Below are 14910 nucleotides of genomic sequence, written 5' to 3'. Positions count from 1 at the left end.
AGTTTTGAGAGACCCCTCACCCGACCTGCTTCGCAGGCCACCCTCTCCCGCAAGGGGAGAGGGAACGGGTTGGCGATCTCACGCGGTGAACCGCTGAGCTGTCGAAGGGGAGCGGAGCGCCCGGGCGACGCCCGGAGGTGCTTTGTGTTGTTACCGTTTCGACGAAGCCTAGACGCTCCGCGCGGTCGTTTGGCTGCCGGCTTCCCGGGCGGCGGCGCTCTTAACGCCTTACCAGGACCGCCTTCGAGGTTTCCCTTTCTAGCGGCGGCGAGGAGAGGGGTGCTCTGTAATCCTCGCCCAAGCCGACGGCGGGCGGGCCTGGCCAGCGCCAGGTCCCCGGACGCGACGGATCTTCCCAATCCGACCCAGTCCCGCTCGATCGCATCCCGCCGCCGCATGGTCGCTGGCCGCGCGCCCCTTCGGTGCGGCGAGACCCAGTGATTATGCAGCGGGTTTCAGCGCGTCTGATCCAGGGCGGTGAGAAAGTTGTAAGGGGTTGGATTGGTTGGGGTTTGGTCTGAGCTCGACGGGGATCCAGCTTCGTCTGTCCCCTTAAGCGATCCTTCTCCCCTTGCGGGAGAAGGTGGCGGCCGAAGGCCGACGGATGAGGGGTCTCTCAGATGTGAGACGCATCACCCGGCCTGACCGCCGCATGCGGTGTTGGGTTCTGAGAGACCCCTCACCCGACCCTGCTCCGCAGGGCCACCCTCTCCCGCAAGGGGAGAGGGAACAGCCTGCGCGTTTCAGAAAAAGCCTGGGTCCCCGCTTTCGCGGGGATTTTACGGAGGAGGGGTGGCCAAGGCCGGTGGAAGCCAGGCAATCCCCGCAGCTGATCACCCCCGCGTCTCTACGGATTTGAATCCCAGGCTGCCCAGGCGTAAACCGGCCGGATGAACGCGCACGTTTCCCCCGAATCCGCCGTCCAGACCGTCGACGCCGACGAGACCTGGACCGTCGCCGGCCGCACCTTCCGCTCGCGCCTGATCGTGGGCACCGGCAAGTACAAGGACTATGCGACCAACGCCGCCGCCGCCCGCGCGGCCGGGGCCGAGATCGTCACCGTCGCCGTGCGCCGCGTGAACCTGACCGATCCGAGCCAGCCGCTGCTGGTCGACTACGTCAAGCCGACCGAGTTCACCTATCTTCCGAACACGGCGGGCTGCTTTACCGGCGAGGACGCCGTGCGCACCCTGCGCCTGGCCCGCGAGGCCGGCGGCTGGGACCTGGTGAAGCTGGAGGTCCTTTCCGACCCCAAGACCCTGTTCCCGGACATGGAAGAGACCCTGCGCTCGCTGAAGCTGCTGGTCGCCGACGGCTTCCAGGTCATGGTCTACTGCTCGGATGATCCCGTTTACGCCCGGAAGCTGGAAGAGGCCGGCGCGGTGGCGATCATGCCGCTGGGCGCGCCGATCGGTTCGGGCCTGGGCATCCAGAACCGCGTCAACCTGCGGATCATCATCGAGAACGCCAAGGTGCCGGTGCTGGTCGACGCCGGCGTCGGCACGGCTTCGGACGCCGCGATCGGCATGGAGCTGGGCTGCGACGCCATCCTGATGAACACCGCCATCGCCGAGGCCAAGGACCCGATCCGCATGGCCAAGGCCATGAAGCACGCGGTGATCGCCGGGCGGGAAGCCTATCTGGCCGGACGGATGCAGAAGCGGCTCTACGCCGATCCGAGCTCGCCGTTGGCGGGGCTGATCTAGGGAACAAAGGCCCTCTCCCTGTGGGAGAGGTGTCGCCGAGGGCGACGGAGAGGGGAGTGACCGGGAAATTGGCCGGTTCAGCACTAGCTGAAAACGCCCCCCTCCGTCCGCTTCGCGGCCACCTCCCCCAGAGGGAAAGGATCTTGGGCTTTAGGCCTTGAAGTCGACCAGTACGCCCTTCTTCTCCTCGGCCTGCTGGGTGACCTCGTCCTTGATCATCTGCTTGATCTGGTCCTCGACCTTCTGGCGCTCCTTGGGATCCATCGCGGCCACCTGCTCCTCGGTGAGGCCAAGCTTGCCGAGGATGGCCGCGCGCATCTTCTCGGCCGGCGACTTGGACGCGTAGTCGTAGAGCTCCTGCTTGGCCGAGCTTCCGCCGAGGCCGGACGTGGCGGAGGCGAACTGGGCGGTCGCGCCGTTGACGCGATCGGCGGCCGCGGTCGACAGGACCGACCAGGAACTGGAACTTGAAACAAGCATGGGAACTCCCGCCGAGGATCTGGCGGGATGTGCAAAGCAAACGCCGTGCAAGCGGGGCTCGCACGGCGGTTACCAAAGATTTCAAAAGGTTGCGGCGACGTGTCGCGGCAAGGCCCGGCCGGAGCGGCAAAGCTTGCCGCGCCGTTTCGACCGCCGGGCGACTACTGCCGCCCGGTGCGCGCTCCGCGTCAGCCCTTCTTCTTGGCCGCCAGGCGGGCTTCCTCGATGGCCAGTTTCAGGGCGTTCATGTCGGCGCCCGGGATCATCTTGTCGCCGACGATGAAGGCCGGGGTGCCTTCGATAGCCAGGGTCTGGGCCAGGCCCTGGATGTCCTGCAGCTGCTGGGTGACGGCCGCGCTCTGGCCGGCGGCGCGGGCCTTGGCGACATCGACGCCGGCGGCCTTGGCCAGGCGATCGACGGCGGCGTCGTCGAGGCTCTTCTCCTCCATCATCGCCTTGTAGACCGCCAGGGTCTTGCCCTGGTCCTGGGCGCCGATCGCCATGCGGGCGGCGACCTCGGAGGTGTGGCCGAAGATCACGAACTCCTTGAAGACGAAGCGGACGTCGGGGTTCTTCTCGATGATCTCGAGGATCTGCGGGGCGGCCAGCTTGCAGTAGCCGCACTTGTAGTCGAAGAACTCGGTGACGGTGATCGTCCCGTTCGGGTTGGCCACGAAGTCGCGCGGGTCGCGCTCGATGGCCTGGCGGTGCTTGGCGATGGCGCCCTGCGACTTGGCCGAGGCCTCGGCCAGCTGCTTCTCCTGCAGCCGGGCGCTGACTTCCAGCAGGATCTCCGGGTGCTCCAGCAGATAGGCGCGGACCTTCTTGCCGAAGGCCTCGTCGACCTTGGGCGTGTCGGCCTTGCCGGCGGTCTGGGGCTGGCTGCAGGCGGCCATGCCGATCGACAGGACGAGGCCGGCGGCGGCGAAGGCGAGGGGACGGCGAAGGGGCATTCAGGTCTCTATGCGGAAGTCTTGATGCGGAAGTATCGGGAGGTCAGTGGCCGAACAGGCCCTCCTTGGCGAGCGCCTTGAGGTCCTGGTCGCTGGGCTTGGAGGCCAGCACGATGTCGGTGGCGCGCCGCCACTCGGGGGTGTCCTTCTTGAGCAGTTCGCGGGCGCGCATGGCGAACACCCGGGCCTCGCGGACGGCGCCCAGGTTGAAGTACTGCTCGGCGGTGGCCAGGCGGGCGTCGCCGTCCTTGCCCTGCTTGTCGTAGGCCTGGGCCAGCAGGCGCCAGGCCACGGCGTTGTCGCTTTCGTTGACCAGGGCGCGCTTCAGCTCGCCGACGCCTTCCTCGACCTTCTTGGGATCGTCGAGGCCGATCAGGGTCTGGCCCAGATTGATGCGCAGCAGGGCCGCGTCGGGCTTCAGCGCCACCGAGCGGCGCTGCGGTTCCTCGGCCAGGGCCACGCGGTTGAACTCGAACAGGATCTGGCCCTTGAGCTCCCAGAGATAGGGGTTCTTCTCGTTCTCGCCGATCAGGTCGTCGAGGATGCGCAGGGCCCGATCGGGCTCCTTCATCTGGTAGTAGGCGATGGCGCGGGCGTAGCGGGCGGGGAAGCCGCGGTCGCTTTCGCGGTACTTGATGAGGGCCGTCTGCGGGTTGATGAAACCCTCCAGCTTGGCCTTCATGATCTCGTGCTCGGCCAGCTCGTCGGGGCTGTCGACGGCGTCGTAGTGCGGCAGGCGCTCGACCTTGGCCCGCAAGGCCTCGATGCGGTCGGACGACAGCGGGTGGCTGCGGAAATAGGCAAAGCGCCGCGACTGGTCGAAGACCTCCTGATAGCGGAAGTTGTCGAAGAACTCGACGAGGCCGCGGCCCGACTGGCCGGTGGCTTCCAGGAAGTTGGCGCCGGCCTGGTCGGCGCGGGATTCCTGCTCGCGGCTGTAGCCCAGGGCGCCCAGGGTGCCGAAATAGCTGGCGTTGCCGAACAGCACCGCGCCGGCGTCGGGCGCGCCGGCGAGCGCGGCCAGGACGCCCAGGCCCATGGTCAGGATCATCGGCTTGAGGCCGGCCTTCATCATCTCGTCGGAGCGCAGCGGGTGGGCGCCGGCGAGGTGGCCGCTTTCGTGGGCGATGACGCCCTTCAGCTGGTTAGGCGTCTCGGTCTGCAGGATCAGGCCGGTGTTGAGGCCCATCATCAGGCCCTGGGTGGCGAAGGCGTTCAGTTCCTTGTCGCCGACCAGCAGGATGCGCACGGTCTTGGGATCCAGGCCCGCCGCCGCATAGATCGGGTCGGCGTCGCGATGCAGGATCTCTTCGATCTCGGTGTCGCGGATCAGTGAGATGCCGCCGTCCTGGGCGTGGGCCGCGCCGATCGGGGCCATGACGGCGGTCAGAAGCGCCAGGGCCGAGAGGCCGGCCCCGAAGGTCTTGCCGACCGCCCTCTTGCGGGACGTCATCGATGGTCTCCTGGTCGCGCCCCCGCGCCGTCGGGCAGACTAGCGCGCTTCAAGTGGGAATCGCAAAGGCTAGGCTTGTTCAGAGCGAGGCTTGTCTAGGAGGGGATATAGGCGCGAACCGCGGCGACGCCATGGCGCCGCCGCGGTCCTTTATTGCTGGATCAGCCGCGGCGCCACCAACCGCGCTTGGGCGCGGCGGGAGGGGCGGTGATCTCGTTCGGATCCGGCTCGGCCGAGATCGGCGCGGGTTCCGGTTCGGCGACTACGGGGGCGGGGGCGACGGGAGCCGCCTCGACGACCGGTTCGGCGACGGCTTCGACCACCGGTTCCGGCGCGACGGGCTCGGGAGCCGGCTCCGGGGCGATCTCGACATCGGCGGCGACGAGCGGCGCGGTCTCGGCGACGACTTCGGCCAGGGCCTCGGCCTGAGGCTCGGCGGCCGCTTCGGCGATCACGGCCTCGGCTTCGGTCGCTTCGGTTTCGGCGGCGCCCTTGCGGCCACGGCTGCGCGAACGGCGCGGCTTCTTGGCCGGAGCCGCTTCGGCGGCCTCGGGCAGTTCGACCCAGACGTCGGCGGGCGGACCCAGGATCACCGGCGGCTCGAGCACCAGCGGAGCGACGTCCTCGACCGCGACCGGAGCGATCGGGGTCTCGGCGGCCGGCTGGCGGTCGCGGCCGCGACGGCGGTCACGGCGCTCCGAACGCTCGGGGCGTTCAGCGCGTTCGGGACGCTCGGCGGCTTCGGTGCGTTCAGGACGCTCGGCGCGCTCGGGACGTTCAGCCCGTTCAGGACGCTCGCCGCGTTCCGGACGGTCGCGACGGCCTTCGCCGCCACGGGCCTCCAGGGCTTCCGGATCGTGCCAGACGTACGGGTTGTCGCCGAACGGGACGCGCGGACGGGTCCAGACATAGGCGTCGGCGGCGCGATCGCCGTCCTCGCGACCGCCGCGACGGCCGCCGCGGCGACCCCGACGCCGACGGCGACGGCGCGATTCCTCGTCGTCGCCGTCGGCGTCGCCTTCAGCGTCGAACTCGGCTTCGGCGTCCTCGACCGGCGCGTCCTCGGCGGTTTCTTCCTCGTCACGACGGCCGCGACGACGGCGCTTGCTGCCACGGCGACCGCCGCGATCGTCGTCCGACGAGCGGGCCTTGCGGGGCGCCTCGTCCTCGTCTTCGTCCTCTTCGGACTCGTCGACGATGATTTCGTCTTCGTCTTCGTCCTCGTCGTCGAACACCTCGTCGAACACCGGATCGGGCTCGTAGGCGACCGGCGGCGGCACGATGCGCTCGCCCAGCTCGGTGCGCTCGATCTCGTGCTCGGCCTGACGCAGGCCGTCATCGACCAGCACGGTGACGAACAGGCCGTGGTTCTGCTGCAGGCGCAGCAGGTAGGCGCGCTTTTCGTTGAGGATGTAGATGCCGACGGCGCGGCTGACCTTCAGCACCACCGAGCCGCTGCCCTTCAGGGCCTCGATCTCGACGGCGCGCAGGGCGGCCAGGGCGCTCGATTCGACCGAGCGGACGCGGCCGGTGCCTTCGCAGTGCTCGCAGACGTGGGTGGTGCCTTCCAGCACGCCGGTGCGGCGGCGCTGGCGGCTGATCTCCATCAGGCCGAAGCCCGAGATCTTGCCCATCTGGATGCGGGCGCGGTCGTCCTTGAGAGCGTCCTTGAGGACCTTCTCGACCGTGCGGTTGTTCTTGCCTTCATCCATGTCGATGAAGTCGATGACGATCAGGCCGGCCAGGTCGCGCAGGCGCAGCTGGCGGGCGGCTTCTTCAGCCGCTTCGATGTTGGTCTTGAGGGCCGTGGCCTCGATGTTGCGCTCGCGCGTGGCCTTGCCCGAGTTGACGTCGATGGCGACCAGGGCCTCGGTCTGGTTGATCACCAGATAGCCGCCCGAACGCAGCGGCACGACCGGCGAGTAGATCTGCGCCAGATGGTCTTCGATCTTGTGCTTGACGAACAGCGGGGCGGCTTCCCGGTACGGGAACACCTTCTTGGCCTGGCTGGGCATCAGCATGCGCATGAAGTCGCGGGCTTCGCGATAGCCGGCCTCGCCCTCGACCCAGATGCCGTCGAGGTCCTTGTCGTACATGTCGCGGATGGCGCGCTTTACGAGGTCTTCTTCCTCGTAGATCAGCGCCGGGGCGACCGAGTGCAGCGTGTTGTCGCGGATGTTCTCCCACAGACGCAGCAGGTACTCGTAGTCGCGCTTGACCTCGGCCTTGGTGCGCTTGGCGCCGGCCGTGCGGACGATCAGGCCCATGCCCTGCGGCACGTCGAGGCTCTGCACCACGCTCTTGAGGCGCTTGCGGTCGGTCACGGCCGTGATCTTGCGGCTGATGCCGCCGCCGCGGGCGGTGTTGGGCATCAGGACGCCGTAGCGGCCGGCGAGCGACAGGTAGGTGGTCAGGGCCGCGCCCTTGTTGCCGCGCTCTTCCTTGACGACCTGAACCAGCATGATCTGCCGGCGGCGGATCACTTCCTGGATCTTGTACTTGCGCATCAGGCGGCGCTTGCGGCGCGCCAGTTCTTCTTCGACGTCGTCGTCTTCGTCGTCGATGGCGTGATCGTGGTCGTCCTCGTCGTCGCCGCCCGAAGCGCGGCGCGAGACGGGCGCGTCGTCCTCGTCGTCGTGCGAGTCGTCGCGCATCAGCGCTTCACGGTCGGCGACCGGGATCTGGTAGTAGTCCGGATGGATCTCGTTGAAGGCGAGGAAACCGTGGCGGTTGCCGCCGTATTCGATGAACGCAGCCTGGAGGCTGGGTTCAACGCGGGTCACCTTGGCGAGATAGATATTTCCACGAAGTTGTTTGCGGGTCTGGCTCTCGAAATCGAACTCTTCAACCCGCGAACCGTCCACGACCACCACACGCGTCTCTTCGGCGTGGGCGGCGTCGATCAACATCTTCTTCGACATACAGGGAATCTCCACGGCGCGCGGCGGGCGCGAGGCCCGGGCGCCGATATGAATGAGGGGCGCGCGCATCGCAGACCGCGACTTCGCCGGAGCGAAGTTCGAAGGGCGGTTGCCAGAGGCGATCGGGTGCGGCGCAGCCCATGGGGTTTCGTTTGTTTCCTTTGACGCGCCGGGGTGGCGCGGTTCGGATGACGCGTCGTCGCCGGGAGCGGCGAAAGGCCCGACGCGGGGCCTTTGTTGGGTTCGGGCTCCGAGACATCGCGTCCCAGGCCGGCCGTCGCCCGCAAGCTCAAAAAGTCCGGCGGCTCCGGCGTGGGGGACGCATGGGGCGCGTCCGACATTTGGGAACCGCTCACGCAAGGCGCTGCGTCTGACGACGTCGCTCTGCGTACGGCGCTACTCTAGCAAGAACGCGACGCAAATGAAAAGCGCCGTGGAGCAAGCATCGAAATTGATGAAGAGATCGGTTTCCTTAACGGTTTTGCTACCCGTCCGTGCGGATATCCCTCATTGGTTTTCAAGTAAGCGCCAGCAGGCTGGGCGGTAATGCGTAAGGTCGTCATCGGAGCTGCGAGAACGGGTTGGGCGAAGGCGGCGCTGATCGTCGGCGCGCTGGCGCTCGCCGGCGTGGCCGTGGCGACCGTGCAGGGTCCGGCGCCGGCCGCCGGCGTGCAGAAGGTCCGCTTCGGCGGCGACCGCGCCGAGACCCGAGTCGTCATCGACCTGGACCGCGCGGCCGTCGGCAAGCTGATCGGCGACGGCGCGGCCGCCAGCCGAGTCGTGGTCGGCCTGCCCAACGTGACCGTTTCGGGTGATCTTCAGGGCGCGGGCCACGGTCTGGTCGACCGCTGGGTCATCGACGAGGCCGCCGGCGGCGCGCGCCTTTCCCTGGATCTTTCGGCCAAGGCCGTGGTCAAGCGGCGCTTCCTGCTGCCGCCGGCCGACGGCGCGACCGCCTATCGCTATGTCATCGACCTGGCCGCCAGCGATCCGGCCACGGCCAACGCCGCGGTGATGCGCCCGACCACCGTCTCGACGCCGATCAAGCCCTCGGGCCTGAAGCTGAAGAAGACGATCGTCATCGACGCCGGTCACGGCGGCAAGGATCCCGGCTCGGCCGGCGCCAACACCAACGAGAAGGACGTCACCCTGGCCGCGGCCAAGGCGCTGAAGGCCAAGCTGGAGAAGTCCGGCCGCTTCAACGTCGTGCTGACCCGCGACACCGACACCTTCATCCCGCTGGAATCGCGCGTGCAGATCGCCCGTCGCGCCGACGCGGACCTGTTCATCTCGCTGCACGCCGACTCGGGCCCCGATGTCGGCACCCGCGGCGCCAGCGTCTACACCCTGTCGGAAAAGGGCGCCGAGCGCGCCGCCCGGGTGCTGGAGAAGGACGACTGGCTGATGAAGGCCAGCCTGCCGGGCCGCGACCGCGCGGTCGGCCAGATCCTGCTGGACCTGTCGCAGCGCGCCACCAAGAACCGCTCGGCCGCCTTCGCCGAGACCCTGCTGGAGAAGGTGGGCGACGAGACCGTGCTGCTTCGCCGCAGCCACCGCGACGCCGGCTTCATCGTGCTGCTGGCCCCCGACGTTCCGGCCGTGCTGCTGGAAATGGGCTTCATGACCAATCTCGAGGACGAGAAGCTGCTGAAGAGCGCTTCGGGCCGCGAACGCCTGATGGGCGCGGTCGCCACCTCGATCGAGACCTATTTCGCCGCCCAGACCCGAATGGCGGCGCGCTGAGGCTGCCGGTGCGCCCCTGGTTGGCCGCCGAATTTCGACTTTTCAACCGTTCAATCCCCGCGAAGGCAGGGACCCAAGCCGAGTCTGCGGATGCTCTCGCGTGCGGGGCTTCGTCCGGAAAATCAGCTTGGGTCCCCGCCTTCGCGGGGATGCTCGGATAAGGGGGCTGTGATGTCGCGCGGCCTTCGCGGCGAGTCCGAGACGGGGCAGGGGCGTTGGCGCCTCGCCCGATGCGGGTTACAGCCATCGCTTGAGATGATTTGAGCGCGCGACCCCCGCGCCGCTCGACGGAGGCCGCGTGGACTTGAAGCCCGCCGAAAGATGGATCGCCATAGCCGGCGTCGCGGTTCTGTCGACGATCGCGGTGGCGGGGTTCGCCATCGCCATCTACGCCGCGTGGCTGTTCCACGACATGCCCGACGCGGGCGAACTGCAGGACTACCGTCCGCCGACGGCGACGCGCGTCTATGCCTGGGACGGCACCCTGATCGGCGAATACTCCAAGGAGCGCCGGATCTTCGTTCCCTACGATCAGATCCCGCCGCAGCTGGCCCAGGCCTTCATGGCCGCCGAGGACCGCAACTTCTTCAAGCACGGCGGCGTCGACGTCGGCGGCTTCTCGCGCGCCATGCTCAAGAACGTCGGCAACGCCATGCGCGGCCGGCGCCTGGAAGGCGGCTCGACCATCACCCAGCAGGTGGCCAAGAACGTCCTGCTGACCAGCGACGCCACGGTCGGGCGCAAGTTCAAGGAAGCGATCCTGGCCCGGCGCCTGGAGCAGTCGCTCGACAAGCAGCAGATCCTCGAGCTGTACCTGAACGAAATCTGGCTGGGCTATCGCTCGTTCGGCGTCGGCGCGGCCGCCTACAACTATTTCGGCAAGTCGCTGCCCGAGCTGTCCCTGGCCGAAAGCGCCTATCTGGCGGCTTTGCCCAAGGGGCCGGACAACTACCACCCGATCCGCAACAAGGCCAAGGCTAAGGCCCGCCGCGACTGGATCCTGGGCCAGATGGCCGAGCTGGGCTGGGTCAGCCGGGCCGACGCCGAAAAGGCGATGGCCGAGGACCTGGTCGTGCAGCCGGCCCCCAAGCGCGCGGCCTATCGCGACGCCGACTACTTCGTCGAGGAAGTGCGCCAGCGCGGCATGGCCACGCTGGGCGACCGCCTGAACGAGGGCGGCTACTACATGCGCACCACGCTGGACCCGAAGCTGCAGACCGCCGCGCGGGCCTCGCTGATGGACGGGCTGGAGCACTATGACCGCCGCCACGGCTGGCGCGGGGCCTGGGGCCATGTCGAGAGCCTGGACGAGGGCTGGGAGAAGGCCGCCCAGGCCAAGCGTCCGCCGGCCGAGCGCCGGGGCTGGCGCGCGGCCGTGGTCACCTCGGCCGGCGGCGGCGTGCGCCTGATCAAGGGCGAAGGGCAGGGGACCCTGGCCGGCGAGGACATCGTCTGGGCCAAGGCCGGCAAGGGCCTGAAGACCGGCGACCTGGTGTTCGTCGAGCAGGTCGAGGGCACGTCCACCTATCGCCTGAGGCAGGTTCCGGCCGTCAACGGCGCCCTGGTGGCCATCGAGCCCTATACCGGCCGCGTGGTGGCCCTGGTGGGCGGCTATTCGTTCTCGCTGTCGAACTTCAACCGCGCCACCCAGGCGATGCGCCAGCCCGGCTCGTCGTTCAAGCCGTTCGTCTACGCCACGGCCCTGGAGAACGGCTACACGCCGGCCAGCGTGATCCTGGACAGCGCCATCACCTTCAAGGGCGCCAACGGCCAGGACTGGAGCCCGGAGAACTACGAGAAGAAGTTCTACGGCGCCCTGCCGCTGCGCAAGGGCCTGGAGCGCTCGATCAACGCCATGACCGTGCGCCTGGCCCAGGGCGTGGGCATGAAGAAGATCATCGAGATGGCCAAGAAGACCGGCGTCACGCGCGACATGTCGCCGGTGCTGGCCATGGCCCTGGGCGCGGGCGAGACCACGCCGTTCAAGATCACCTCGGCCTATGCGCCGTTCGCCAACGGCGGCCGCCGCATCGAACCGCACCTGATCGAGCTGGTGCAGGATCGCGAGGGCAAGGTGATCTTCCGCGCCGACAAGCGCGACTGTCCGCGCTGCACCGCCGGCTTCAACGGCGACGAGAGCCCGCGCGTCACCGCGCCGGGCGAGCAGGTGATGGACCCGGTCACGGCCTACCAGATCACCTCGATGCTGCAGGGCGTGGTCCAGCGCGGCACGGCCGCCTCGGTCAGCCAGCTGGGCTATCCGCTGGCCGGCAAGACCGGCACGACCAACGAGTACCGCAGCGCCTGGTTCATCGGCTATTCGCCCAACCTGATCGTCGGCGTGTTCGTCGGCTTCGACGACAACCGCTCGCTGGGCGAGGGCGAGACGGGCTCGCAGGACGCCGTGCCGGTGTTCATCGACTTCATGAAGGTGGCCTTGAAGGACCAGCCCAAGACCGACTTCAAGCCGCCCAAGACCGCCAAGTTCGCCGTGGTGCGCGGCGTGCGCGAGGCCTTCCGTCCGGGCACCGAGCCCAAGGTCGTCGCGCCGACCCCGACCGGCGGCCCGATCTCCTACGGCGACGCCTGGCCCAACGGCGTGCCGACCGGCCAGCCTTCGCCGTCGGAACCGCAGCCCAGGCAGCAGCCGAAGCAGCCTGACATCAGCGGGCTCTATTAGGTCTTGAGGAGCCGGGGCGGTTGCGCCGCCCCATTGCGCCGACTCCGGGCGCGGGCTATGTCCCGCGCCCTTACTTTGTGTCACGGAGCTACGTGATGAGACCGGATGTCGAGGCCGCCGCGGCCGACATCGAGCAGTCCGTTGGACTGCTCAGGAGGCGTCTTTGACTGGGATGTCGCCCTTAGAAAACTCGATGAACTGAACGCGCGGGTCGAAGACCCGACGTTGTGGGACCGTCCGTCCGAGGCCCAGACCGTGTCGCGCGAGCGCGCCAACCTGGCCGCCAAGGTCGAGGCCGTCCAGAGCATCGAACGCGACGTCAAGGACGCGCTCGAATATGCCGAACTGGCCGAGATGGAGTCCGACGAGGACTCCCTCAACGACGCCCGCGCCCAGCTGAAGGCCATCAAGGAACGCGCCGCCCGCGCCGAACTCGAGGCCCTGCTGTCGGGCGAGGCCGACGGCAACGACGCCTATATCGAAATCAACTCCGGGGCCGGCGGCACCGAGTCGTGCGACTGGGCGGGCATCCTGCTGCGGATGTACACCCGCTGGGCCAACGCCCACGGCATGACCACCGAGCTGGTCGAAGAGACCGACGGCGATCAGGCCGGCATCAAGTCGGCCACGCTGCTGGTCAAGGGCGCCAACGCCTACGGCTGGCTGAAGACCGAGGCCGGCGTGCACCGCCTGGTGCGCATCAGCCCCTACGACAGCAGCGCCCGGCGCCACACCTCGTTCGCCTCGGCCTGGGTCTATCCGGTCATCGACGAAACGATCGAGATCGACATCAACCCCTCGGACGTGCGCACCGACACCTACCGGGCCTCGGGCGCTGGCGGGCAGCACATCAACAAGACCGACTCGGCCGTGCGTCTGACGCACATCCCGACCGGCATCGTGGTGGCCTGCCAGGCCGGCCGCTCGCAGCACCAGAACCGCGACGAGGCCTGGAAGATGCTGCGCGCCCGGATGTACGAGGCCGAACTTCAGAAGCGTGAAGCCGCCCAGCAGGCGCTGCACGACCAGAAGACCGACATCGGCTGGGGTCACCAGATCCGATCGTACGTCCTGCAGCCGTACCAGATGGTCAAGGACCTGCGGACCAACGTCGAGACTTCCGACACCGCCGGCGTGCTGGACGGCGACCTGGACGCCTTCATGGGCGCCTCGCTGGCCCAGCGGGTCGGCGCGACGCGGGACGCCGAGGGCTGAGGCCTTTCGGCATGGCCTGAAACGACGAACGCCCCGGAGTGATCCGGGGCGTTTTTCTTTGGGGGCGCGGTGGCCTTGGCTTCAGCCGACCGGCCGCGCCGTCAGTGTAAGGTCCGCGACGGGCGCGGGCGCCGCCGAGACCGGGGCGACCTGCGGCGGGGCCTGGCGTTGGAACTTCAGGCTGCGGCCCTGGAAGAAGGCGCCGGTTTCCATGGCCAGCTGCTCGTGGGTGATGTCGCCGTCGACATAGGCCGTGCCGTAGAGACGGACCTGCTTGGCGGTGACGGCGCCGACCACGCGGCCGCGCACTTCCACGACCTCGGCGTAGACGCCGCCCTCGACATGGCCGGTCTCGCCGACGGTCAGGCGGCCGACGCGGACGTCGCCGCGCACCACGCCGTCGATCTGCAGCTCGCCGTCGCCGTTGACGCCGCCCTCGATGGTGATGTCCGACGAGATCAGCGAAGCCACGCGCGGCGGGGCCTTGCGGGCCGGTTCGACGGCGGGCGCGGCCGGGGTGAGCGGCAGCGGCTCGATCTGGGGCTGGGTCTTGGACCCCTTAGCTGGCTTGCTGAACATACTCGCCTGCCTTCAGGAAACGGTTGGGGTTCTGGGCGCGGCCGTTGACCCAGACCTCGTAATGGAGGTGCGGGCCGGTGGAGCGTCCGGTGGAGCCCATGGCGCCGACACGCTGGCCGATCGAAACGCGCTGGCCGACCCGGACCGCGATGGCCTGCAGGTGGGCGTAGCGGGTCTTGAAGCCGCCGCCGTGGTCGATCTCGACGGTGTTGCCGTAGCCAGAGCGCACGCCGGTGAACGAGATGACGCCCGGGGCCGTGGCCATGATCGGCGTATAGAAGGCGCCGGGGAAGTCGAGGCCCGAATGGAAGGCCGGGCGGTGGGTGAACGGGTCGAAGCGGACGCCGTAGCTGCTCGACAGGGCCGGGTTCGAGGTCGGGCGGTAGAAGGGCAGGCGCTGGGCGGCGCTGGACAGCGAGCGCATGTCCGACATGTCGCTGGCGGCGCGGTGGATGCGGCTGGCGAATTCTTCGTCGACGTCGAGGACGGCGGCCAGAGCGCGCGGGTCCTTGGCCTCGATCAGCGGACCGCCGAGGCCCGAGCCGCGGCCGGTGAAGCTGCCGGCGTCGAGGCCGGCCATGCGCATGGCCAGGCGCAGGCGCTCGGCCCGGCTCTTGGCGAAGCCTTCGGCGGCGTCGATCAGGCGTTCCTGGTCGATGCGGGTGGCCTGGATGCGCTCGACCGGCGAGGCGTCGGCGAGGGTGGGCTTGCCCACGGCCAGGGCTTGGGCGGCGCCGGGCGCGCCCTTGAAGTCGCTGACCAGCAGGGCGAGCGCGGCGTGGCGCTTCTCGACCGAGGCGGCCAGTTCGTCGAGCGAACCGCTGGTGGCCGACAGCTGGGCGACAGCGCTGTTGAGGCGCGCCTGGCGGTCGGCGTTGAGCCGCTCGTAATAGGCTTTCTGCTTGAGGACGACCTGGTCGGTCTGGCTTACGGCCAGGGCGTTGACCATCATCGCTGCGGTGCACACGCCCATCCACAGGGCCGCGGCGCCGACGCCGGCGGCGCAGGCCAGTTGCTTACCCGTCGACAGCACGTAGCCGCGCATCTCTCCGCCCGAGCGAACATACAGATGTCGTTCGGGAAACAGACTTTCGAGGGTCTTGAATAGGCGTTGAAAGCGCGCGATCGCCATTGCCCAGGAAACCCCCCAGTTCTCAAGGTCCTGGCGATATGCAACGAG

10 protein-coding genes are annotated in these 14910 nt (G+C 68.6%); 4 read left to right on the top strand and 6 right to left on the bottom strand.

Going from position 1 to position 14910, the window contains the following annotated elements; genetic code table 11:
* Positions 1 to 890 precede the first annotated feature (890 nt).
* Complete coding sequence (locus AC1RRS_RS12490) at positions 891 to 1706, top strand: thiazole synthase (protein WP_110119826.1); 816 nt, start codon at positions 891 to 893, stop codon at positions 1704 to 1706.
* A gap of 150 nt (positions 1707 to 1856) precedes the next feature.
* Here AC1RRS_RS12490 and AC1RRS_RS12485 read toward each other — a convergent pair whose 3' ends face one another.
* The 4 genes from AC1RRS_RS12485 to AC1RRS_RS12470 form a co-directional block, all read right to left on the bottom strand.
* Positions 1857 to 2186, bottom strand: coding sequence for a hypothetical protein (locus AC1RRS_RS12485; RefSeq protein ID WP_492855454.1), 330 nt, complete (start codon positions 2184 to 2186; stop codon positions 1857 to 1859).
* 188 nt (positions 2187 to 2374) lie between these two features.
* Complete coding sequence (locus tag AC1RRS_RS12480) at positions 2375 to 3139, bottom strand: DsbA family protein (protein WP_487289411.1); 765 nt, start codon at positions 3137 to 3139, stop codon at positions 2375 to 2377.
* Positions 3140 to 3182: 43 nt separating this feature from the next.
* Complete coding sequence (locus tag AC1RRS_RS12475) at positions 3183 to 4592, bottom strand: M48 family metalloprotease (protein ID WP_492855453.1); 1410 nt, start codon at positions 4590 to 4592, stop codon at positions 3183 to 3185.
* A gap of 161 nt (positions 4593 to 4753) precedes the next feature.
* On the bottom strand, positions 4754 to 7513 hold the full coding sequence (locus tag AC1RRS_RS12470; RefSeq protein ID WP_492855452.1) for an Rne/Rng family ribonuclease: 2760 nt from the start codon (positions 7511 to 7513) through the stop codon (positions 4754 to 4756).
* A 546-nt stretch (positions 7514 to 8059) separates the two neighbouring features.
* Between AC1RRS_RS12470 and AC1RRS_RS12465 the strand changes: the two genes are divergently transcribed.
* From AC1RRS_RS12465 to prfB, 3 genes are all read left to right on the top strand, one after another.
* On the top strand, positions 8060 to 9256 hold the full coding sequence (locus AC1RRS_RS12465) for an N-acetylmuramoyl-L-alanine amidase family protein (protein ID WP_492855451.1): 1197 nt from the start codon (positions 8060 to 8062) through the stop codon (positions 9254 to 9256).
* Between the two features lie 298 nt (positions 9257 to 9554).
* Positions 9555 to 11936 (top strand): penicillin-binding protein 1A, encoded by a 2382-nt coding sequence (locus tag AC1RRS_RS12460; RefSeq protein WP_487289407.1) that lies wholly within the window; start codon positions 9555 to 9557, stop codon positions 11934 to 11936.
* Between the two features lie 95 nt (positions 11937 to 12031).
* Positions 12032 to 13151, top strand: a protein-coding gene (prfB, locus tag AC1RRS_RS12455) for a peptide chain release factor 2 (protein ID WP_492855450.1) whose coding sequence is annotated in 2 segments (ribosomal slippage) — positions 12032 to 12100 and positions 12102 to 13151 — 1119 coding nt in all. Because the reading frame shifts where the segments join, the coding sequence is not laid out codon by codon here.
* Between the two features lie 81 nt (positions 13152 to 13232).
* Here prfB and AC1RRS_RS12450 read toward each other — a convergent pair.
* The gene (locus AC1RRS_RS12450; RefSeq protein ID WP_492855449.1) at positions 13233 to 13730 is read right to left on the bottom strand and encodes a bactofilin family protein; all 498 of its coding nucleotides are present in this window, start codon (positions 13728 to 13730) and stop codon (positions 13233 to 13235) included.
* Entirely contained in the window at positions 13711 to 14862 is a 1152-nt protein-coding gene (locus AC1RRS_RS12445; RefSeq protein WP_110119816.1) for a M23 family metallopeptidase, read from the bottom strand. The genes AC1RRS_RS12450 and AC1RRS_RS12445 overlap by 20 nt, the downstream gene beginning before the upstream one ends.
* Positions 14863 to 14910 lie beyond the last annotated feature (48 nt).

Source organism: Caulobacter sp. GW821-FHT12A07 (genome assembly GCF_058807655.1).
This window is presented reverse-complemented; position numbering and strand designations above follow the sequence as displayed.

Coding starts and splice junctions, on each gene's coding strand:
- AC1RRS_RS12490 (WP_110119826.1), top strand. CDS start 891: ATGAACGCGCACGTTTCCCCCGAATCCGCCGTCCAGACCGTCGACGCC.
- AC1RRS_RS12485 (WP_492855454.1), bottom strand. CDS start 2,186: ATGCTTGTTTCAAGTTCCAGTTCCTGGTCGGTCCTGTCGACCGCGGCC.
- AC1RRS_RS12480 (WP_487289411.1), bottom strand. CDS start 3,139: ATGCCCCTTCGCCGTCCCCTCGCCTTCGCCGCCGCCGGCCTCGTCCTG.
- AC1RRS_RS12475 (WP_492855453.1), bottom strand. CDS start 4,592: ATGACGTCCCGCAAGAGGGCGGTCGGCAAGACCTTCGGGGCCGGCCTC.
- AC1RRS_RS12470 (WP_492855452.1), bottom strand. CDS start 7,513: ATGTCGAAGAAGATGTTGATCGACGCCGCCCACGCCGAAGAGACGCGT.
- AC1RRS_RS12465 (WP_492855451.1), top strand. CDS start 8,060: ATGCGTAAGGTCGTCATCGGAGCTGCGAGAACGGGTTGGGCGAAGGCG.
- AC1RRS_RS12450 (WP_492855449.1), bottom strand. CDS start 13,730: ATGTTCAGCAAGCCAGCTAAGGGGTCCAAGACCCAGCCCCAGATCGAG.
- AC1RRS_RS12445 (WP_110119816.1), bottom strand. CDS start 14,862: ATGGCGATCGCGCGCTTTCAACGCCTATTCAAGACCCTCGAAAGTCTG.